Here is a 19117-nt window from a genome sequence, read left to right as displayed (position 1 = left end):
GCAAGCGGGAGAGGGGGAGCACAGGCGCTCGGGGATCCAGCCCGATCCAAATTCAGCATACCTTACAACGACACGCCCGGCGGGATGTCCGCCTCGGTCACGCCCACCAGTTCCATGTTGGTGATGATCGCGTTGCGGATGAAGCCGAGGCCCTTGTTGAAGTCGATCCAGGTGTTGACGTAGTCGCGCCAGGTCTTGTCGGTCTCGCGGCGGAAGCCGGCGTTCGACGTCGTCGCAAAGATCGGCGTCGGCAGCACGAACTGGCCGAGCGAGGGGTTCTTCTTCAATACCGTCAGCGACAGCATGGTGATCAGGCACTGCGCGTCGACGCGGCCGGTCTGCAGCGCGGCGGTGGCGTCGTCGGCGGTCTTCAGCCGCGAGATCTGCGCCTTCGGCGTCAGGCGGCTGACGACCTGGTCGTGCGAGGAGCCCTGGTCGACCGCGATCTTGACGTCGGGCGAGTTCAGCTCGGCCCAGCTCTTCGGCTTGAAGTCCTTCTTGCAGAGGATACCGAAGGCGTTGTTGAAGACCGGCACCGAGAAGTCGACCACCAGCGCACGCTTCGGAGTCGGGTTGAGGCCGAAGAAGATGTCGATCTTGTTGGACTGCAGGTCGAGCACCGAATTGCCCCAAGTGGTCTCGGTGATCTCGAGCTCAGCCTCCATGTCCTCGGCAAGCGCCTTGGCGATGTCGACGTAAAATCCCTTCCACTGGCCGGTCGAAAGATCCTTCATGTAATACGGCGCGCCGCCGCCGACCGCGCCGATGCGCATCTTCTTGGTGCGGCGGATGCGGGCGAAGGTCGATTCATTGGAATCGGCGGTCTGCGCCACGGCCGGGGAGGCCAGCGTCGCCGCAGCCATCGCGCCAAGTCCGACAATCGATGCAACATCACGACGTGTAACCATTGGGATCAATCGCTTTTCTGTTGGAAGGGGTTCCGGCAGCGTTCTTACCAAGGCGCCTCCGGCAGTGAAAGCACAGCCTATCGGCTAGGCAGACCGGGAATTGCCCGGATGCTGGGCAAGCCACCATGAAGCCCAGCCTGTTCAAGCCGATACCCGCTTGCTTTCCGGTCCTTTTGGCCCCAAATAGGGACCGGGAGATTGGCGGTGGACGAGCCACTCGCCAACCGGGTCAGGTCCGGAAGGAAGCAGCCCTAACGAGGTCCGGATCGGGTCGCTCGTCAGTCTCCTACCTGTTTTTCTGAGCGAATTGCGCCGGCGGCTCGGGCCGCCAGCGCGCTCCTTTCCGCAAAGCCGGCCGAAAGACACTTCATTGCGGATCGACCGATGACCGACGCTGGCGCCCCTCCCAACCCTCACAGCGCCGGCCAGGCCAGCACGCCCTACCGGGTGCTGGCGCGGAAATACCGTCCTTCAAGCTTCGACGATCTGATCGGCCAGGAGGCCGTGGTCCGCACCGTCTCCAACGCGTTCGAGACCGGCCGCATTCCGCAGGCCTGGATTCTCACCGGCGTCCGCGGGGTCGGCAAGACCACCACCGCGCGCATCCTTGCCCGTGCGCTCAACTACGAGATGCCGGATGGCTCGGTGAAGGGCCCGACGGTCCAGATGCCGACGCTCGGCGTGCATTGCCAGGCGATCATGGAAAGCCGGCACATGGACGTGCTGGAGATGGACGCGGCCTCGCATACCGGCGTCGACGACGTTCGTCAGATCAATGACAGCGTCCGCTACGCGCCGGCCAGCGCCCGCTACAAGGTCTACATCATCGACGAAGTCCACATGCTGTCGACAGCGGCGTTCAACGCCTTCCTGAAGACGCTGGAGGAACCGCCGGAGCACGCCAAATTCGTGTTCGCCACGACGGAGATCCGCAAGGTTCCGGTGACCGTGCTGTCGCGCTGCCAGCGTTTTGACCTGCGCCGCGTCGAGGCCGACGTGCTGATGAAGCATCTCGCCAACATCGCGGCCAAGGAAAACGTCGAGATCGAGCCTGAAGCGCTCGGCATCATCGCGCGCGCCGCGGAAGGCTCGGTGCGCGATTCGCTCTCGCTGCTCGATCAGGCGATCGCGCATGCGGCGGGCACCGTGAAGGCCGATGCCGTCAGGCAGATGCTGGGGCTCGCCGACCGCACCCGTGTCATCGATCTTTTCGATTCTCTGGCGCGTGGCGACATCGCATCCGCGTTCAGGGAGTTCCGCGACCAATACGACGTCGGCGCCGATCCGATCGTCGTGCTCTCGGATCTCGCCGAATTCGTCAATTTCGTCACCCGCGTGAAGATCGTGCCGGCGACCGCCGACAACGTCGCCTATGGCGAGACCGAGCGTGTGCGCGCACGGGATTTCGCCTCGAAGATCTCGATGCGCGCGCTGTCGCGGATGTGGCAGATGCTGCTCAAGGGCATCACCGAGGTGCAGGCCGCGACGCGGCCCGCGGCTGCCGCCGAGATGGTGCTGGTGCGCATCGCCTATGTCGCCGACCTGCCGACGCCGGACGAAGCGATCAAGATGCTGGAGCAGAACGGCGGCGGTTCGCCGGTCGTGAGCGGCGGCGGTGCCACGCGCAGCGCGCCGGCCGGGCCGGTGGCGTCCGCGGCTCCAGTTCGCATTCCGACATCGTCGCCGTCCTCCTTCGGCGGCGGTGGTGCCCGTCCGCAGATGGCAACGCCCGCGCCGGATCCGCAAGCTGCCGCGCCCGTGTTGCGCGTCACGAGCTTCACCCAGCTCGTTGCGCTGGCCGGGCAGAAGCGCGACCTCCTGACCAAGGGCGCGCTCGAAGGCGACATGCGCCTCGTCCGTTTCGAGGAAGGCCGGCTGGAAGTCGCGCTCGAGCCCAACGCCTCCAAGACCATGATTTCCGATCTCGCGCGCAAATTCGAGCTCTGGACCGGACGCCGCTGGACCGTGATCGTCTCCAACGAGCCGGGCCAGCCCACGCTGCGCTCGGTGAACCAGGCGGCCAAGCAGGAACATGCGCGCACCGCCGAGGCCGATCCGCGCGTGCGCGAGGTGCTGTCGCGTTTTCCGGGTGCGAAGGTCGTCGAGGTCCGCAGGCTTGCCCCCGAGGCGCCGGAATCCGATATTAATGCCGACTATGGCAGTGACGATCCGCCCGACGGTTCCGACGGCGACGATCTCTAGAGCCGATTTTCAAGGACAGCACCGATGGTCGATATATTCGGCATGATGAAGCAGGCGCAGCAGCTGCAATCCAAGATGCAGGAGATGCAGGATCAGCTCGCCAACGTCGAGGTCGAGGGCATCTCCGGCGGCGGTCTCGTCGCTGTGCGCATGACCGCGAAGATGGACGTCAAGGGCGTCAAGATCGATCCTTCGCTGATGAAGGCGGAAGAGCGCGAAGTGCTCGAGGATCTGCTCGTCACCGCGTTCGGCGAGGCCCGCCGCAAGGCGGAAGCCGCTATGCAGGAGAAGATGCAGTCGCTCACCGGCGGGCTCGGCCTGCCGCCGGGGCTGTCGGGGCTGTTCGGCCAGTAGGATGGGCGCTGTTGCGGGTCCTGAAATCGAGCGGCTGGTCCAGCTTCTCGCGCGGCTGCCGGGCCTCGGCCCGCGCTCGGCGCGGCGCGCGGCGCTGCATCTGATCAAGAAGCGCGAAGCGCTGATGATGCCGCTGTCCTCGGCCATGCAGGTCGCGCTCGAGAAGGTCCAGGTCTGCAAGACCTGCGGCAACATCGACACGCAAAGTCCCTGCACGGTCTGCACCGATCCGAGGCGCGATCCCTCGATCATCGTCGTCGTCGCCGACGTTGCCGATCTCTGGGCGCTGGAGCGGGCCAATGCCACTCAAGGGCGTTATCACGTGCTGGGCGCGACATTGTCGCCGCTCGACGGCGTCGGTCCGCAGGACCTCACCATCGAGGCGCTGGTCGCGCGCGCGCATGAGGCGCAGGTGCATGAGGTCATCCTGGCGCTGAATGCCACCGTCGACGGCCAGACCACGGCACATTACATCACCGACCTGCTTCAGGACGCCAACGTAAAAGTAACCCGGCTCGCTCATGGTGTGCCGGTCGGCGGCGAGCTTGATTATCTCGATGAAGGTACGTTATCGGCCGCGATGCGGCAGCGCACCCTGTTCTAGCCATCCAGACTTACGGAACGGACGACATGACGAAACTTTTCGCCACACGATGGGCTTTGGTTGCGACGATGGCGATGCTGGCGACGCCGGCCATCTCCGCGCAGCAGGACGACGGAGCTCCGCCGCCGTCGAAGCCCGGCAAGCCGATCAATGCCGGCGAGGTGCTCTCGGGCGAGCTGAACACGATGAAAGTGCGCGACGTCAAGAACGTCGGCAAGCGGGTTGCGACCTACCAGATCACCTCCGAGCCGCGCCGGCTGCCGCCGCCGAACGGACTGTGCAATCTCGAGACCGGCCCCGAAACCTTCCAGCTCGTTCCCAGCGGCGACGCGCAGGCCGCACAGTTGAAGACGTTCGCCGGCAAGGAGATCTCGGTCAAGGTCGACGAGATCGCCTGCGCCAGCGACCCCGGCCAGATGAGCGAGGCCGTGATCACGAAGTGGAGCCTGATCAAGAAGCAGTAGGGGGGTGGGCGCGCTACCCTCTCCGTTCGTCATTGCGAGGAGCTCTTGCGACGAAGCAATCCAGATCGTGTCCGCGGCGGCAGTCTGGATTGCTTCGCTTCGCTCGCAATGACGAGGAGAGAGGGCAGTGTCAAACCCTGACCGGCCCCAGTGCATCAAAATGCCCGCGCTTCTGCAGCCAGGCCAGCAGCACCAGGCTCGGGATCGCCACCAGCATGCAGATCACGAAGAACAGCGGCCAGCCGGTGGTATCAGCCACGAAGCCGGCGCCTGACGAGAGATAGGTCCGCCCCACCGCGGCAAGCGCGGTGAGCAGCGCATATTGCGTCGCCGTGTGCAGCGGGTTCTGGCAGAGCGCCGAGAGATAGGCGACGAAGATCACCGTGCCGATGGCGCTGGTGAAGTTCTCACAAGTGATGGCGAAGGCGAGCGCCCATTGGCTGGTGCCGACGAAGGCGAGCCAGGAGAAGGAGAGGTTCGCGAGCGCCTGCACCACGCCGCCGATCCAGAGGCTGCTCGCGAGCGAATAGCGCCGGGCGACGAAGCCGCCGGCAAAGCCGCCGATCAGCGTCGCAGCGAGGCCCACACCCTTCACGATCGCCGCATAGTCGTTGCGGGAGAAGCCGAGGTCGATCACGAACGGCGCGGTCATCGTGCCGGAGAAGGCGTCGGTGAACTTGAACAGCACGACGAAGGCGAGTGCCGCAAGCGCGTCCTTGCGCGTCAGGAATTCCGAGAAGGCGCCGATCGCGGCGTGCAGCACGCGCGCGAACGCGGTTTGCGTCTGCGTCGCGGCTTCCGCCCGCACCGACTGCTCGGGTTCGGTCGCGACCAGCGCCGTGATCGTCCCGATCAGCACCATCGCCGCCATCACCACATAACCCCACATCCAGGCGGACGTGCGGGTGATGCCGGTGCTCTCGAAGCCCGACACAATGAACAGCGCGCCGGCGGTCGAGACCAGCATGCCGATGCGATAGGCCGCGACATAGGACGCCATGCCGGCGGCCTGCTCGCTTTCCGGCAGGCTCTCGACGCGGAAGGCATCGACCACGATGTCCTGCGTCGACGAGGCCGTCGCCACCAGCAATGCGCCGAGCGCGACATAGAACGGCGAGCGCGCGGGATCGGTCAGCGCCAGCAGCAGGATGGCTGCGATCAGCAGCAATTGCGAGAACAGCAGCCAGCCGCGCCGCCGTCCGAACGCGCGCGTGAACAGCGGCACATGCATCGCATCGACCAGCGGCGCCCACAGGAATTTCAGCGTGTAGGGCGTGCCGACCAGCGCAAACAGCCCGATGGTCTTGAGATCGACACCCGATTCCCGCATCCACACCAGCAGCGTCGAGCCCGACAGCGCCAACGGCAGCCCGGACGAGAATCCGAGGAACAGCACGATCAGCACCCGCGGCTGCAGGTAGACGGCAAGGCTGTCACGCCAGGAGGTGGGGGTCGTATCGGGCCTGGCGGGGGAGGTCGCGTCGGGTGCGGTCATGGGGTGGTGTTAGCAGATTCTGGCCGTGATGCCTCGGCCTCAAAACTCGTCATGCCCGGGCTTGTCCCGGGCATCCACGTTCTCGCTGTCGCTGAAGAAGGCCGTGGATGGCCGGGACAGGCCCGGCCATGACGGCACAATCTCACTCCCCCGCCTGGAGCTTCCTCGGGAACAGCTCGGCAGCGCCGGTCGCCACCAGATGCGGGGCTTCCGGCGCATCGCTCTTGCTGAAATCGAGCTCTTCGATCCGCCCCGCGCGCTTCTCGATCTTGTCGGCGGAGATCAGGATCTGGCGGACGTCTTCGTTGGCGTCGGCAAAGTGTTTCTGCAATTTCAGCACGCGCTCGCGCAGGCGGCCGAGATCGTCGCCGAGCTTGATCACCTCGGTCTGGATCTGGTCGGCGGCATCGCGCATGCGCGCGTCCTTCATGATCTGCTGCATCACCTGGATCGCGAGCATCAAGAGCGACGGCGACACCAGCACGACGCGGGCGCGATACGCCTTCTGGATCACGTCGTCGAAACCGTCGTGAATTTCGGCGTAGACCGATTCCGACGGCACGAACATCAGCGCCATTTCCTGGGTCTCGCCGGCGACGAGATATTTTTCGGCGATGTCGCTGACGTGCTTCATCACGTCGCCGCGCAGCCGCTGCGTGGCGATCCGCTTTTCCTCATCGGTGCGCGCATCATGCAGCGCGGTCATCGCTTCCAGCGGAAATTTCGCGTCGATGCAGAGCGGCCGCTGGTCGGGCAGGAACACGACGCAGTCCGGACGCTTGCCGGTCGAGAGCGTGAACTGGAACTCGTAGGCGCCCTTCGGCAGACCGTCCTGGACGATCGCCTCCATTCGCGCCTGACCGAAGGCGCCGCGCGACTGCTTGTTGGCGAGCACGTCGCGCAGGGTCGTCACCTGCGTGGTGAGGTCGGTGAGGTTCTTGTGCGCGCTGTCGATGATGCCGAGCCGCTCGTGCAGCGCGCGCAGGCTCTCCATGGTGTTGCGGGTGGTGTGCTCCATGGATTGACCGACCCGGTGGGTCACCGAATCCAGCCGCTCGTTGACCGCGCGTGCCATGTCTGCCTGGCGGCCGGCCAGCGTCTGGGTCATGGCATCGACCCGCCCCGAAGCCTCGCTCTGGGCATGCAGCATCTGGCTGATGCGCTCCTCGAGTTCGTCGGCGCGGATCGCGTTGGCCATCGCGAGTTCCGCGCCGCGCCGCCCCGAGCGTGCAATCACCACGGCGATGACCGCCAGCAGGATGAGGACCAGCGCGCCGAAGCCGATCAGCGCGTCCACGGTGCGCACCGGCCAGTCACCGAGCGTGAAAATGATCTCGTTCATGCCCCTGCTTCTAGCCGATTCGCTCGCCCGCACGAACGAATAGCGAACATTTATGGCAGTCGCCCTGTTAATTTTGATGGTTAACGAAACCCGAAGTTTTATGGTTAGCGGAGGGTTAACGGGTTCCCGGCCGCATTGACCGCGTCCGGCGCCCGGCTTAAATCGCGGCCATGGCCCTCAGAGAAATCATCATCCTGCCCGACAAGCAGCTGCGTCTGGTCTCCAAGCCGATCGAGAAGGTCACGCCGGAGATCCGCAAGCTTGCCGACGACATGTTCGAGACCATGTACGACGCGCCCGGCATCGGGCTCGCGGCGATCCAGATCGCGCAGCCGTTGCGGCTGATCACCATGGACCTCGCCAAGCCCGACCAGGACGGCGAGACCAAGCCCGAGCCGCGCGTCTTCATCAATCCGGAAATCATCGCCTCCTCCGAGGACCTGTCGGTCTACGAGGAAGGCTGCCTGTCGATCCCCGAATATTACGAGGAGGTCGAGCGTCCCGCGAAGGTGCGGGTGCGCTACATCGATCTGGACGGCAAGGTGCATGAGGAGGACGCCGAAGGCCTCTACGCCACCTGCATCCAGCACGAGATCGATCATCTCAATGGCGTGCTGTTCGTCGACTATCTGTCAAAGCTCAAGCGCGACCGCGTGCTGAAGAAGTTCGAGAAAGCCGCCAAGCGCGGCGAGTGAGTAAGGTTTAGTGCTGCCTCACACTCCCCTGCGCTCCCTCCCCCCTTGTGGGGGAGGGCGGGGGAGAGGGATAGCCCAGACGGAAGTCTCTCCGTCATCTGAATCAGGTGCGTGCCGCGAAACCTCAAACCGAGAGAGCGCGTCGTGTGGCACCCCTCTCCCTAACCCTCCCCCACAAGGGGGGAGGGAACGTACCGAGTTCTTGTCATGCCACTCCGCCTGATCTTCATGGGCACGCCCGATTTCTCCGTGCCGACGCTGCTCGAGCTCGTCGCGCATGGCCACGAGATCGCGGCCGTGTATACGCGCGCGCCGAAGCCCGGCGGCCGGCGCGGCCTGCAATTGCAGCCGACCCCGGTGGAAGAGGCCGCGCGAAAGCTCGGCGTGCCCGTGCTGACGCCGAAGACTTTGAAAACGCCGGAGGCGCTGGAAGAATTTCGCGCCTTCGACGCCGATGCGGCCGTCGTCGTCGCCTACGGCATGATCCTGCCGCAGGCGATCCTCGATGCGCCAAAGCTCGGCTGCTACAATCTGCACGCTTCGCTGCTGCCGCGCTGGCGCGGTGCCGCTCCCATCAACCGCGCGATCATGGCCGGCGATGCCGAGAGCGGCGTGATGGTGATGAAGATGGATGTTGGCCTCGACACCGGCGACGTCGCCATGGCGGAACGGCTCGCGATCACGGACAATATGACCGCGCTCGATCTGCACGATCGTCTGGCCCGGCTCGGTGCCGATCTGATGGTGCGCGCCATGGCCGCGCTCGACCGCGGCGGACTTCAGCTCAAGCAGCAGAGCGAGGATGGCGTCACCTACGCCGCCAAGATCGACAAGGCCGAAGCGCGGATCGACTGGACCAGGCCCGCGCGCGAGGTGCTGCGCCATATCCACGGCCTGTCGCCGTTTCCCGGCGCCTGGGCCGAGCTCACCGGCGTGAGCGAGAACGCGCGCGTAAAAATCCTGCGCTGTGAATTGGCGAAGGGTTCGGGTACGCCGGGCGAGGTGCTCGACGATCACCTCACCATCGCCTGCGGCGAGGGCGCAATCCGCCTGATCGAGCTCCAGCGCGAAGGCAAGGCGCGCATGCAGGCCGCGGACTTCCTGCGTGGCGTGCCGCTGAAGTCCGGCGCCAAATTCACCTGACGCTGTCATACCCCGCGAAGGCGGGGTATCCAGTACGCCGAGGCTTCTCGGTCGAACGGATAGGCTGCGGAGTACTGGATCGCCCGGTCGAGCCGGGCGATGACAGCGAAACTGGACAAGATGCCCCGCTACAAGCTCATCATCGAATATGACGGCGCGCCGTTCTTCGGCTGGCAGGTGCAGGAGACGCTGCCCTCGGTGCAAGGCGCGCTGGAGGCTGCCGTGAAGGCGATGACCGGCGCGGATGCGCGCGTGCACGGCGCCGGGCGCACCGATGCCGGCGTGCATGCGCGCGGCCAGGTCGCGCATGTCGATATCGACAAGCAGTTTCCGCAGGGCCGTTTTCGCGACGGCTTGAATGCGCATTTGCGCCCGCATCCCATCGCCGTGCTCGAAGCCGATATCGTGCCGGAGACTTTCGAGGCGCGCTTCTCGGCCATCAAGCGCCACTATCGCTACCGCATCGTCAACACCCGCGCCAATCTCGCGCTCGATGCCGGCCACGCCTGGCGTGTGCCGCGCCGGCTCGATGCCGATGCGATGCATGCGGCGGCACAACGCCTGCTCGGCAAGCACGATTTCACCACCTTCCGCGACACCGAGTGCCAGGCCAGGTCGCCGGAGAAGACGCTCGATCAACTCGACGTGCTGCGCGACGGGCGCGAGATCACGATTCTCACCTCGGCGCGCTCGTTCCTGCACAGCCAGGTGCGCTCGATGGTGGGGTCGCTGATGTGGGTCGGCGAAGGCCGCTGGACCGCCGAAGATCTCTCCGCAGCGCTCGCTGCACGCAACCGCGCCGCCTGCGGCATCGTCGCCCCGCCGGACGGACTGTATCTGATGCAGGTGGATTATTAGAGCGTGATGCAGGAAACTCTCGCCGCGCTCACCACTGTCATTCCCCGCGAAGGCGGGGAATCCAGTACGCCGCGGCCTCTCGGATCAATGACTGCTGTCTCGGATTACTGGATCGCCCGGTCAAGCCGGGCGATGACAGCGGAGTTTGGGCGGGCAGAAGAGCCTACCCAAAATACCGCGTCAAAATCCCGCGATACACCTTGGTCAGCTGCTCCAGGTCCCTGACCGGCACGCGCTCGTCGACCTGGTGCATGGTCTGGCCGACCAGGCCGAACTCGATCACCGGGCAATAGCTCGAGATGAAGCGCGCATCCGAGGTGCCGCCTGAGGTCGACAGCTCCGGCTTGCGGCCCGTCACTTCCTCGATCGCGGACGCCGCGAGTTCGGTGAACGGGCCAGGCTTGGTCACGAACACGTTCGAGTTCGAGGGCTCCCAGACGATGCGGGCGCGGATCCGGTTGCCGCAGGCTTTGGTCAGCCGCGTCTCGACCAGCTCGCGCAGGCTCGCCTGGGTGTGATTGTCGTTGTAGCGGATGTTGAATTTTGCGCGGGCCTGGCCCGGGATGACGTTGTTGGCGGTGTTGCCCACGTCGACCGAGGTGAATTCGAGATTGGAGGCCTGGAACTGCGCGCTGCCATGGTCGAGCGGCTCATCCGAGATCGCCACGATCAGCCGCGAGATATCAGGCACCGGATTGGCAGCGCGGTGCGGATAGGCGACGTGGCCCTGCACGCCGTCGACATACAGCGTGCCCGATTGCGAGCCGCGGCGGCCGACCTTGATGGTGTCGCCGAGCGCCTCGACATTGGAGGGCTCGCCCAGCACGCAATGGTCGAATTTCTCGCCGCGCTCCGCCGCCCATTTCAACAGCTTGATCGTGCCGTTGATAGAGACGTCTTCCTCGTCACCGGTGATCAGAAAGGAGATCGAGCCCTGTCCGTCCGCGCGCGGCTTCCCGTCGTTCGCGGCGAGATGCTCCAGCACCGCGGCGACCGAGCAGGCGATGCCGCCCTTCATGTCGACCGCGCCGCGCCCGTGCAGAAAGCCGTCCTTCACCTCGCCGGAGAACGCGCCGACGCTCCAGGCGCTCTCGTCGCCCGGCGGCACCACGTCGGTGTGGCCGGCAAAAGTGATGTGCGGCCCGTCAGTGCCGATCCGCGCATAGAGATTGTCGACGTCGGCGGTGCCGGGCTCGCTGAAGGTGACGCGGTGGCATGTGAAGCCGGCTGCGTTGAGTGCTTTTTCGAGCACGCCCAGCGCACCGGCATCGGCCGGAGTTACCGAGGGACAGCGGATGAGATCGCGGGCAATCGAGAGAGCATCGGTCATGCGCGCCCCAATCAATCCCGCAGCAGCTCGTTGATGCTGGTCTTGGAGCGCGTGCGCTCGTCGACGCGTTTGACGATGACGGCGCAGGCGGTGCTCGGGCCGATCTGGCCGTTCTTCATGGGCTTGCCGGGCAGCGCGCCGGGAACGACGACCGAATACTCAGGCACTTCGCCGATGAAGATCTCGCCAGTGTCGCGGTCGACGATCTTGGTCGAGGCACCTAGGAATACGCCCATCGACAGCACCGCGCCCTTGCGCACGATCACGCCTTCGGCGACCTCGGAGCGCGCGCCGATGAAGCAATCGTCCTCGATGATCACGGGCTCGGCCTGCAGCGGCTCGAGCACGCCGCCGATGCCGACGCCGCCGGAGATGTGCACGCGCTTGCCGATCTGCGCGCAGGAGCCGACCGTCGACCAGGTGTCGATCATGGTGGATTCATCGACATAGGCGCCGAGATTGACGAAAGACGGCATCAGCACGACGTTGCGGGCGATGAAGGCCGAGCGGCGCACGATGGCGCCGGGGACGGCGCGGAAACCGGCGTCGCGAAAACGGTTCTCACCCCAGCCGTCGAACTTCGAGGGCACCTTGTCCCACCAGGTCGCCTTGCCGGGGCCGCCGGGAATGGCGCCCATGTCGTTGAGGCGGAACGAGAGCAGCACCGCCTTCTTCAGCCATTGATTGACCTTCCACTTGCCGTCGGTGCCGCGCTCGGCAACGCGGGCCTCGCCCTTGTCCAGAATCTCCAGCGCGTGATCCACGGCCTCGCGGACCTCGCCCCTGGTCGAGGTCGAGACGCCATCGCGCGCCTCGAAGGCGCCGTTGATGGTGGATTCGAGGGCGGACAGGGACATCAGGATTTCCTCTCGGGAAGGCAGGATTTGCGGTGATTTGGAGCGCTTTTTCGGGATTTGGGGGGACGGAGTCAAGGCAAACTCAGTGTCGTCCTCCATCGTCGTCCTGGACAAGCGAACAACGTGAGCGCCGACCCAGGACCCATTACCCCTGGGAGGTGTTTGGCGAAGGCTGGTAGTTATCAGCTCGCGCCAAATTCCACCCTGGGATAATGGGTCCTGGCTTCCGCCAGGACGACAGCGGTTATTTGGGAGACAGCCTGCCCAAAAACCCCGCCAGATCATCCGTGACGTGATCGACATGGGCGGCGTCCCGGCCCGCCAATTCCCAGTCCTCGCGCACGACCTCTTTCGTCCCATCAGGCACCACCAGCACCGTGGTCATGCCGAGCTCGTGCGGGACGGTGAGGTTGCGGGCGAGGTCCTCGAACATCGCGGCGCGGGTCGGATCGACCGCATGGTCGGCGAGAAACTTCCGGTACGTCTGCGGCGCCGGCTTCGGCTCGAAGTCGGCGGCGATGATGTCGAACACGCCGTCGAAATGCGCAGCGAAGCCGAGCCGCGCCAGCACCGCATCGACATGATCGACCGAGCCGTTGGTCAGGATCAGCTTTCGTCCCGGCAGTTTTGCGATGGCCTCGCCCAGCGCCGGGTTCGGCTCCAGCGGAGAGTGGTCGATCTTGTGGACATGGGCGAGATAGTCGTCGGCGCGGACGCCATGCAGGGTCATCATGCCGCGCATGGTGGTGCCGAAGCGCTGGTAATAATCCTTCTGGATCTTGCGCGCTTCCACCGGTGTCAGATTCAACCAGTTGCAAACGAACTCGGTGATCCGCGCATCGACCTGCTGCCACAGATTGACGTGGTGCGGATAGAGCGTGTTGTCGAGGTCGAACACCCAGGTGTCGATATGGCCGAAGGCACGGGGGGATTTCATTTTCACTCTCTATCCGTTGACCGCGGCGGCGCCCCACCCTCAATCGTCGTCCTGGCGAAAGCCAGGACCCATACTCCGTGACCGATCATTGGGGCACGCTAGTCGTCGTTCTTCGCCAAACCCGATCCTGGGGTAATGGGTCCTGGCTTTCGCCAGGACGACAGCGGAGTGCATGGCACCGGTACGATCACAAAAGCAATCACGGCATCGCAAACCGCAGCGTCTTGCCGCCGCTCGACATGTCCACCGCGCCAAAGCCCGTGGCCGCGAAGCCGCGCGCGCCGCAGTCGGTCTGCTCGTTGGTCTCGAACTTGGTCTCGCGCGTGCAAAGCTGCTTGTCGCCGCCCCAGTTCAGCGGCTTGTCCTTCAGCTTGACGACGCGATTGTCGGCGTCGATGGCTTCCGCGAAGCTGAAGATCTGCTTCGGCTGGCCGCTCACATCGGGGTGCAGGCAGGTCTTGGGGTCGATGCGATACCAGCCGCGGCTGGTCACCGCCTTGCCGTCGTCGGTGGCAACCGCCGCCATCACCTTGTGCGTGGTGTCGTTGCACCAGGTGAGGCCGGTCGCAGACGGCGTCTGCACGGCATCGACCATGGTCTTGAAGAAGTTCGGCGACGACAGGATGTCGGACGACAATCCGCGGCTCTTCAGGAAAGCGGCCAGCGCGCCTTGCGTCTTCGGCCCGTCGACGCCGTCGATTGGCGCGGCGTCGTAGCCTGCGATCACCAAAAGCCGCTGGATGCCGGCGAGGCGAGCCTGCTCGTCGTCATATTCGGAGTCCTCGGCGAGATAGGCGACGAAATTGCCGTCCGCGCCTTGCGTCGGCGTGATCTGGGTGAAGGCGGCCTGGGTCTGGCCACTGCGGCACTGCCGCGCGGCCGCGATGACGAAATTGTCCTGCGCGACGCACAGCGTGTCGCTGCCGTTCTGCGGGATCGGGGAGGCGCCGTAGACGCCAAGCGCGCGGGCGTTGAGCAGGATGCGGTCGGCGGAGAGCGTGCCTTGCACCACCACGCGGCAGGTGGCGGGGTCGATCCTGAACCAGCCACGCGTCGCGGTCGCCGCCTTGTCGTCGATGCCGATCGCGGCCTCGACGACATAGGACATGCGGTTGCAGATTTTCAGGTCGGCGAAGGCCGGTGCGGAGGAGAACACGAACGAGACGGCCGCGGCGGGGAGGGTCATCAGGAAGCGTGTGAAGGTCGAGCGGCGATGCCGCCGAGTCCTCAACTCGTCATGCCCGGGCTTGTCCCGGGCATCCACGTTCTTGGCGCGGGACGAAAGGTCGTGGATGGCCGGGGCATCTTCGCGAAGACGCGCTTCGCGCTGTTGCCCGGCCATGACGGCTTTCATGCGTGGCGCCTCTCGCATCACTTGTGGATCAGCGTGCCCGTGCCGGTGTTGGTGAAGAGCTCGAGCAGCACTGCGTGCTGCATCTTGCCGTCGATGATGACGACGCCTTCCACGCCCTGTTCGAGCGCGTAGATGCAGGTCTCGACCTTCGGGATCATGCCGCCGGAAATGGTGCCGTCGGCGATCAGCTTTCGCGCGTCCTTCACCGAGAGCTGCGGGATCAGCTTCTTGGACTTGTCGAGCACGCCCGGCACGTCGGTGAGCAGCAGCAGCCGCTTTGCCTTCAGCGCGCCGGCCACGGCGCCTGCGAAAGTGTCGGCGTTGACGTTCAGCGTCTGGCCCTCTTTCGAGGTCGCGAGCGGTGCCAGCACCGGGATCAGCTCGTAGCCGATCAGCTGGTTGAGCAGCGTGAGATCGACTTTCTCGGGATCGCCGACGAAGCCGAGATCGACCGCCTTCTCGATGTGCGAGTCCGGATCCATGATGGTGCGCGTCGTCTTGGACGCCTTCACCATATTGGCGTCCTTGCCTGATAGCCCCACGGCCTTGCCGCCGGCCTCGTTGATGTAGCCGACGATCTGCTTGTTGACGGAGCCGGCGAGCACCATCTCGACGATCTCGATGGTCGCGGCATCGGTGATGCGCAGGCCGGCTGCGAATTCCGAGACGATGCCGAGGCGCTTCAGCATGGTCGCGATCTGCGGGCCGCCGCCATGCACCACCACCGGATTGATCGCGGTCTGCTCGAGCAGCACGATGTCGCGGGCGAAATTCTTCGCGGTCTCCTCGTCGCCCATGGCATGGCCGCCATACTTGATGACGATGGTTTCCTCGTCATACTGCTGCATGTGCGGCAGCGCTTCGGACAGGATGCGGGCCTGGTCGAGCGGGGAGATTTCGGTCATGAGGCGGATCTCGCTGGCGGGATACTCGGGCCGCGTTCTATCCGATTGGCGGGCGGGGCGCAAAGTGGTCTTCGTCCCCCACACGCAGCCGCGTAGCCCGGATGGAGCGCAGCGTAATCCGGGAATCTACCCGCGCAAGCTCTCCCGGATTGCGCGGAGCCTGTCATCGGGCGGCGCTTCGCGCCGACCCGTTGGCTCCATCCGGGCTACGGACTGCGCTTCACCACCACCGCGGCGAGCGTCACCGCCAGCCAGCTCAAGATCATCACCGATCCACCGGTCGGCGCTGCATAGGGAAACAGCGAATGGCCGGCATATTGCCGCAACGTGAGGTCGCCCGCGAACAGCGCGGCGCCGGCTGCGAAGCCGGACGCGGCGATGATGCCAATTCCGTCGTGCAGAAGGCCGCGCCCGAGCAGGGCGACGGCCGCGAGTATGGCGGTTGCATGAAACAGCAGCATGGCACTTGCGGCGGCGAGCCGGCTCGCATCGCCGCCATGCGCGGAAGCCGCGGCCAGCGCGACGCCGGCGGCGCCCATCACGCCGGCAAGCCCGATCAGCAGGCGGAATGCCGTCATTACGAGGTTCGCTCTTCCAGCAACTTTGCGATCGCTGCGCGCAGCTCGGCCATGCCGGTCGCGCTCCGCGACGAGGTCGCGAGCACGTTGGGGAACGCCGCCGGACGCTTGGCGAGCGCGGCCTCGGTCTCGATGATGCGCGATTGGAGCTCGGTGGCCTTGATCTGGTCGACCTTGGTCAGCACGATCTGGTAGCTGACCGCGGAGCGATCGAGTGTCTTCAGGACTTCGAGATCGACGTCCTTGAGGCCGTGCCGCGCGTCCACCAGCACGTAGACACGCGCGAGGCTGGCGCGTCCGAGCAGGAATTTGTGGATCAGCTCGGTCCAGGACGCGACCTGGCTCTTCGGCGCTTTGGCGTAGCCATAGCCGGGCATGTCGACGAGGCGCAGTTCACTTTTCCCGGGGACCTCGAAGAAGATCAGCTCCTGGGTGCGGCCCGGGGTATGCGAGGTGCGCGCGAGCGCGTTGCGCCCGGTCAGCGCGTTGATCAGGCTGGACTTGCCGACATTGGAGCGGCCGGCAAAGGCGATCTCCAGCCCCGCCATCGGCGGCAGCGTTTCAGTCGAGGGCGAGGCCCAGATGAACTGCCAGTCGCGCGTGAACAGCTTCCGCCCGACCTCGATCAGCTTCGCATCCTTGTCGTCATTCATGCGAAGGCTTTCTGTTTGTCCGCGTCATTGCGAGCGAAGCGAAGCAATCCAGAAATGCGTCCGCGGAGGGACTCTGGATTGCTTCGTCGCTCGCTCCTCGCAATGACGACCGCTACGTCGCCTTCTTCGCGAACGTTGCCTTGAGATTGTCGAACAGCTCCACCTTCACGCCGTTGCGGCGCATGATGAAGCTCTGCTGCAGCACCGAGAGCGTGTTGTTCCAGGCCCAGTAGATCACGAGGCCTGCCGGGAAGCCCGCCAGCATGAAGGTGAAGATCAGCGGCATCCAGTTGAAGATCATCTGCTGCGTCGGATCCGGCGGCGTCGGATTCAGCTTCATCTGGAACCACATCGTGATGCCCATGATGATCGGCCAGATGCCGAGCGCCAGGTAGTGGCCGAACACCGGGATAGTGGTCGGATCGAACGGGATCAACCCGAACAGAGTGAACAGGTTGGTCGGGTCCGGCGCGGAAAGATCCTTGATCCAGCCGAAGAACGGCGCGTGCCGCATCTCGATGGTGACGAACAGCACCTTGTACAGCGAGAAGAACACCGGGATCTGGATCACCACGGGAAGACAGCCGGCGACCGGATTGATCTTCTCCTTGCGGTAGATCTCCATCATCTCCTGCTGCTGCTTCACCTTGTCGTCAGGGTAGCGCTCCTTCAGCGCCTGAAGCTGCGGTTGGACCGACTTCATCTTCGCCATCGAGGCGTAGGACTTGTTCGCCAGCGGGAAGAACAGGAGCTTCACGATCACGGTCACGAGCAGGATCGAGATGCCGAAATTGCCGAAGAAGCGGTAGAAGAAGTCGAGGCCGAGGAACATCGGCTTGGTGATGAAGTAGAACCAGCCCCAGTCGATCAACAGATCGAAATGGTTGAGGCCGAGTTCCTTGTTGTAGCCGCCATGGCCGGCGAGCGGGAAGTTGATGCCGACGACGCTGGCTTCCTTGGCGCCGGCGAACAGCCGCGCGTTCGCGGTCGCGGCGCCGCCGATCGCGACGGTGACGGGATCGAGCAGATAATCGGTCTGGTAGGTGTGGACGTTGCCGCTCGGGTTCGACGAGAAGCGCGCCTGAATTTGCGCACTGGTGTCCGGCAGCAGCGCCGAGGCCCAGTACTTGTCGGTCATGCCGAGCCAGCCATTGGTGGCCTTGAAGTTCACCGTCCGGGCTTCGTCGATTTTCTTGTAGGCGTATTCCTGCAAGCCATCGAGATAGCCGATCAGGCCTTCATGCAGGATGTAGTAGCCGGAGACCTGCGGCGTGCCGTGGCGCGAGATCAGCGCGAACGGATAGAGCGTGACCGGCGCGTTGCCGACATTGCTCACCTCGTCCTTGACGGTGAAGAGGTAGTGGTCGTCGACCGCGATGGTGCGGCGGAAGCTGAGGCCTTCGCCATTGTCCCATTTCAGCACCACCGGCGTGGTCGGCGTCAGGCTGCCGCTGCCGTCCTGCTTCCAGACGGTCTGCGCGTCCGGCAGTTTCGCCGTCACGCCCGTCGCCGGCACCCAGCCGAACTCGGCGTAATAGGGCTCCGCGGTACCCGAGGGCGAATACAGAATGATCGGCGGTGACTTCGGGTCGACCGTTTCGCGGAATTGCACCAGCGCGACATCGTCGATGCGGCCGCCCTTGAGCGAGATGCTGCCGGCGATCCGCGGCGTCTCGATCTTCACGCGCGGGCTCGCTGCAATCGCGCTGTCACGGCTTTGGACCGGCTGGGCTTGCTGGTTCGCGCTCGGCGTCGACGGCTGGGCCGTGCTGCCGGCCTGCGGCGTGGCGCCCGGCGTCGCGGAAGCCGTTGGCTGCGGCGTGGTCTTCTGCAGCTCGGCCTGTGCCTGTTGCTGCGCGCGCTGCTTCTCCATCGCCGGCATGTTGTAGAAATATTGCCAGGCGATCAGCACGAAGCCCGACAGAATGACGGCGAGGATGGTATTGCGGTTGTCGGTCATCATTCTCTCGTCATCAATCCGGTTTGCGGCTGGTCGCAGGAGCGGGGCCGGGCTTTAAGCCGTCGGTTGTTGGGCTGCTTTTTGAGCCGCGTCCCTTGTGCGTATGCCGCGCGGGCTTCGCGAACGCTATGCGCAGATCGTCGAGCATGGTGGCGAAGTCGCGCGAGAGCGCGTCCCTTCGGCCGACCAGCACATAATCATGATGGGGCTGCATCGACATCGGGTCGAGCCGCTTCACCAGTTCGCGAAGCCGGCGCCGGATGCGATTGCGCTGGGGGGCGTTGCCGTTCTTTTTGGTGACGGTGAAGCCGATCCGGATCGGGCCGCTATCGTCTCGGCCAAGGTTTTGGCGGTCAAGGCTTCGGCGGTCAAGGCTTTGCAGGACGAACGCGGGACTACTCACCCGCGCGCCATTGGCAACGGCGAGGAAATCCGCTCGCTGCCTCAGCCGATCCATGATGAAATCCCAAAAAGGGGG

Annotated in this window: 19 protein-coding genes and 1 other RNA gene; 8 read left to right on the top strand and 12 right to left on the bottom strand. The window is 65.0% G+C overall.

Annotated elements, in window-relative coordinates; translation table 11 throughout:
- Positions 1-62: 62 nt before the first annotated feature.
- Positions 63-908, bottom strand: coding sequence for a transporter substrate-binding domain-containing protein (locus FXB41_RS16740; protein ID WP_035993754.1), 846 nt, complete (start codon positions 906-908; stop codon positions 63-65).
- A 193-nt stretch (positions 909-1101) separates the two neighbouring features.
- Between FXB41_RS16740 and ffs the strand changes: the two genes are divergently transcribed.
- The 5 genes from ffs (at position 1102) to FXB41_RS16715 (ending at position 4532) form a co-directional block, all read left to right on the top strand.
- Positions 1102-1198, top strand: an RNA gene (gene ffs / locus FXB41_RS16735) — signal recognition particle sRNA small type.
- 94 nt (positions 1199-1292) lie between these two features.
- Positions 1293-3110 carry a DNA polymerase III subunit gamma/tau gene (locus FXB41_RS16730; RefSeq protein ID WP_219682523.1) on the top strand — a complete coding sequence of 606 codons (1818 nt, stop codon included), beginning with the start codon at positions 1293-1295 and terminating at the stop codon, positions 3108-3110.
- Positions 3111-3134: 24 nt separating this feature from the next.
- The gene (locus FXB41_RS16725) at positions 3135-3464 is read left to right on the top strand and encodes a YbaB/EbfC family nucleoid-associated protein (RefSeq protein WP_007597704.1); all 330 of its coding nucleotides are present in this window, start codon (positions 3135-3137) and stop codon (positions 3462-3464) included.
- Position 3465: 1 nt separating this feature from the next.
- A complete protein-coding gene (recR, locus tag FXB41_RS16720) occupies positions 3466-4068 on the top strand; it encodes a recombination mediator RecR (RefSeq protein WP_007604678.1) in 603 nt (200 codons plus the stop codon).
- A gap of 26 nt (positions 4069-4094) precedes the next feature.
- Complete coding sequence (locus tag FXB41_RS16715) at positions 4095-4532, top strand: hypothetical protein (protein ID WP_219682522.1); 438 nt, start codon at positions 4095-4097, stop codon at positions 4530-4532.
- A 130-nt stretch (positions 4533-4662) separates the two neighbouring features.
- On the opposite strand, the gene FXB41_RS16710 is transcribed toward FXB41_RS16715, so the two are convergent.
- Both FXB41_RS16710 and FXB41_RS16705 read right to left on the bottom strand, forming a co-directional pair.
- Positions 4663-6027, bottom strand: a complete 1365-nt coding sequence (locus tag FXB41_RS16710) for an AmpG family muropeptide MFS transporter (RefSeq protein ID WP_219682521.1) — start codon at positions 6025-6027, stop codon at positions 4663-4665.
- A gap of 142 nt (positions 6028-6169) precedes the next feature.
- Entirely contained in the window at positions 6170-7369 is a 1200-nt protein-coding gene (locus tag FXB41_RS16705) for a DNA recombination protein RmuC (protein WP_219682520.1), read from the bottom strand.
- Positions 7370-7539: 170 nt separating this feature from the next.
- Here FXB41_RS16705 and def point away from each other — a divergent pair, with 170 nt between their 5' ends.
- The 3 genes from def (at position 7540) to truA (ending at position 10065) form a co-directional block, all read left to right on the top strand.
- A complete protein-coding gene (def, locus tag FXB41_RS16700) occupies positions 7540-8064 on the top strand; it encodes a peptide deformylase (protein ID WP_219682519.1) in 525 nt (174 codons plus the stop codon).
- Positions 8065-8271: 207 nt separating this feature from the next.
- Complete coding sequence (fmt, locus tag FXB41_RS16695) at positions 8272-9207, top strand: methionyl-tRNA formyltransferase (protein WP_219682518.1); 936 nt, start codon at positions 8272-8274, stop codon at positions 9205-9207.
- Positions 9208-9327: 120 nt separating this feature from the next.
- Positions 9328-10065, top strand: a complete 738-nt coding sequence (truA, locus tag FXB41_RS16690; RefSeq protein ID WP_219682528.1) for a tRNA pseudouridine(38-40) synthase TruA — start codon at positions 9328-9330, stop codon at positions 10063-10065.
- A 163-nt stretch (positions 10066-10228) separates the two neighbouring features.
- Here truA and dapE read toward each other — a convergent pair whose 3' ends face one another.
- The 9 genes from dapE to rnpA form a co-directional block, all read right to left on the bottom strand.
- A complete protein-coding gene (gene dapE / locus FXB41_RS16685) occupies positions 10229-11395 on the bottom strand; it encodes a succinyl-diaminopimelate desuccinylase (protein ID WP_219682517.1) in 1167 nt (388 codons plus the stop codon).
- Positions 11396-11406: 11 nt separating this feature from the next.
- The gene (gene dapD / locus FXB41_RS16680) at positions 11407-12252 is read right to left on the bottom strand and encodes a 2,3,4,5-tetrahydropyridine-2,6-dicarboxylate N-succinyltransferase (protein ID WP_035993750.1); all 846 of its coding nucleotides are present in this window, start codon (positions 12250-12252) and stop codon (positions 11407-11409) included.
- A 244-nt stretch (positions 12253-12496) separates the two neighbouring features.
- The gene (locus FXB41_RS16675; RefSeq protein ID WP_219682516.1) at positions 12497-13189 is read right to left on the bottom strand and encodes a pyrimidine 5'-nucleotidase; all 693 of its coding nucleotides are present in this window, start codon (positions 13187-13189) and stop codon (positions 12497-12499) included.
- Between the two features lie 199 nt (positions 13190-13388).
- Positions 13389-14375 (bottom strand): DUF1036 domain-containing protein, encoded by a 987-nt coding sequence (locus FXB41_RS16670; RefSeq protein ID WP_035995319.1) that lies wholly within the window; start codon positions 14373-14375, stop codon positions 13389-13391.
- Positions 14376-14560: 185 nt separating this feature from the next.
- Positions 14561-15448: an acetylglutamate kinase gene (gene argB / locus FXB41_RS16665; protein ID WP_007597683.1), complete on the bottom strand. Its 888-nt coding sequence runs from the start codon at positions 15446-15448 to the stop codon at positions 14561-14563.
- Between the two features lie 206 nt (positions 15449-15654).
- Entirely contained in the window at positions 15655-16026 is a 372-nt protein-coding gene (locus tag FXB41_RS16660; protein ID WP_007597682.1) for a DUF423 domain-containing protein, read from the bottom strand.
- On the bottom strand, positions 16026-16679 hold the full coding sequence (gene yihA, locus FXB41_RS16655; protein ID WP_219682515.1) for a ribosome biogenesis GTP-binding protein YihA/YsxC: 654 nt from the start codon (positions 16677-16679) through the stop codon (positions 16026-16028). The genes FXB41_RS16660 and yihA overlap by 1 nt, the downstream gene beginning before the upstream one ends.
- A 112-nt stretch (positions 16680-16791) precedes the next feature.
- Entirely contained in the window at positions 16792-18639 is a 1848-nt protein-coding gene (gene yidC / locus FXB41_RS16650) for a membrane protein insertase YidC (RefSeq protein ID WP_219682514.1), read from the bottom strand.
- A gap of 13 nt (positions 18640-18652) precedes the next feature.
- The gene (gene rnpA, locus FXB41_RS16645; RefSeq protein ID WP_219682513.1) at positions 18653-19096 is read right to left on the bottom strand and encodes a ribonuclease P protein component; all 444 of its coding nucleotides are present in this window, start codon (positions 19094-19096) and stop codon (positions 18653-18655) included.
- Positions 19097-19117: the final 21 nt, after the last annotated feature.

The sequence above is a fragment of the Bradyrhizobium canariense genome, from assembly GCF_019402665.1.
GTDB classification, from domain to species: Bacteria; Pseudomonadota; Alphaproteobacteria; order Rhizobiales; family Xanthobacteraceae; genus Bradyrhizobium; species Bradyrhizobium canariense.
Note: the sequence above shows the minus strand (reverse complement) of the source record. Positions and strands in the feature narration are given on the sequence as shown.

Bases quoted from the DNA above. Each gene is read 5' to 3' on its own strand.
- FXB41_RS16740 (WP_035993754.1), bottom strand. From the start codon at position 908: ATGGTTACACGTCGTGATGTTGCATCGATTGTCGGACTTGGCGCGATG.
- FXB41_RS16730 (WP_219682523.1), top strand. From the start codon at position 1,293: ATGACCGACGCTGGCGCCCCTCCCAACCCTCACAGCGCCGGCCAGGCC.
- FXB41_RS16725 (WP_007597704.1), top strand. From the start codon at position 3,135: ATGGTCGATATATTCGGCATGATGAAGCAGGCGCAGCAGCTGCAATCC.
- recR (WP_007604678.1), top strand. From the start codon at position 3,466: ATGGGCGCTGTTGCGGGTCCTGAAATCGAGCGGCTGGTCCAGCTTCTC.
- FXB41_RS16715 (WP_219682522.1), top strand. From the start codon at position 4,095: ATGACGAAACTTTTCGCCACACGATGGGCTTTGGTTGCGACGATGGCG.
- FXB41_RS16710 (WP_219682521.1), bottom strand. From the start codon at position 6,027: ATGACCGCACCCGACGCGACCTCCCCCGCCAGGCCCGATACGACCCCC.
- FXB41_RS16705 (WP_219682520.1), bottom strand. From the start codon at position 7,369: ATGAACGAGATCATTTTCACGCTCGGTGACTGGCCGGTGCGCACCGTG.
- def (WP_219682519.1), top strand. From the start codon at position 7,540: ATGGCCCTCAGAGAAATCATCATCCTGCCCGACAAGCAGCTGCGTCTG.
- fmt (WP_219682518.1), top strand. From the start codon at position 8,272: ATGCCACTCCGCCTGATCTTCATGGGCACGCCCGATTTCTCCGTGCCG.
- truA (WP_219682528.1), top strand. From the start codon at position 9,328: ATGCCCCGCTACAAGCTCATCATCGAATATGACGGCGCGCCGTTCTTC.
- dapE (WP_219682517.1), bottom strand. From the start codon at position 11,395: ATGACCGATGCTCTCTCGATTGCCCGCGATCTCATCCGCTGTCCCTCG.
- dapD (WP_035993750.1), bottom strand. From the start codon at position 12,252: ATGTCCCTGTCCGCCCTCGAATCCACCATCAACGGCGCCTTCGAGGCG.
- FXB41_RS16675 (WP_219682516.1), bottom strand. From the start codon at position 13,189: ATGAAATCCCCCCGTGCCTTCGGCCATATCGACACCTGGGTGTTCGAC.
- FXB41_RS16670 (WP_035995319.1), bottom strand. From the start codon at position 14,375: ATGACCCTCCCCGCCGCGGCCGTCTCGTTCGTGTTCTCCTCCGCACCG.
- argB (WP_007597683.1), bottom strand. From the start codon at position 15,448: ATGACCGAAATCTCCCCGCTCGACCAGGCCCGCATCCTGTCCGAAGCG.
- FXB41_RS16660 (WP_007597682.1), bottom strand. From the start codon at position 16,026: ATGACGGCATTCCGCCTGCTGATCGGGCTTGCCGGCGTGATGGGCGCC.
- yihA (WP_219682515.1), bottom strand. From the start codon at position 16,679: ATGAATGACGACAAGGATGCGAAGCTGATCGAGGTCGGGCGGAAGCTG.
- yidC (WP_219682514.1), bottom strand. From the start codon at position 18,639: ATGACCGACAACCGCAATACCATCCTCGCCGTCATTCTGTCGGGCTTC.
- rnpA (WP_219682513.1), bottom strand. From the start codon at position 19,096: ATGGATCGGCTGAGGCAGCGAGCGGATTTCCTCGCCGTTGCCAATGGC.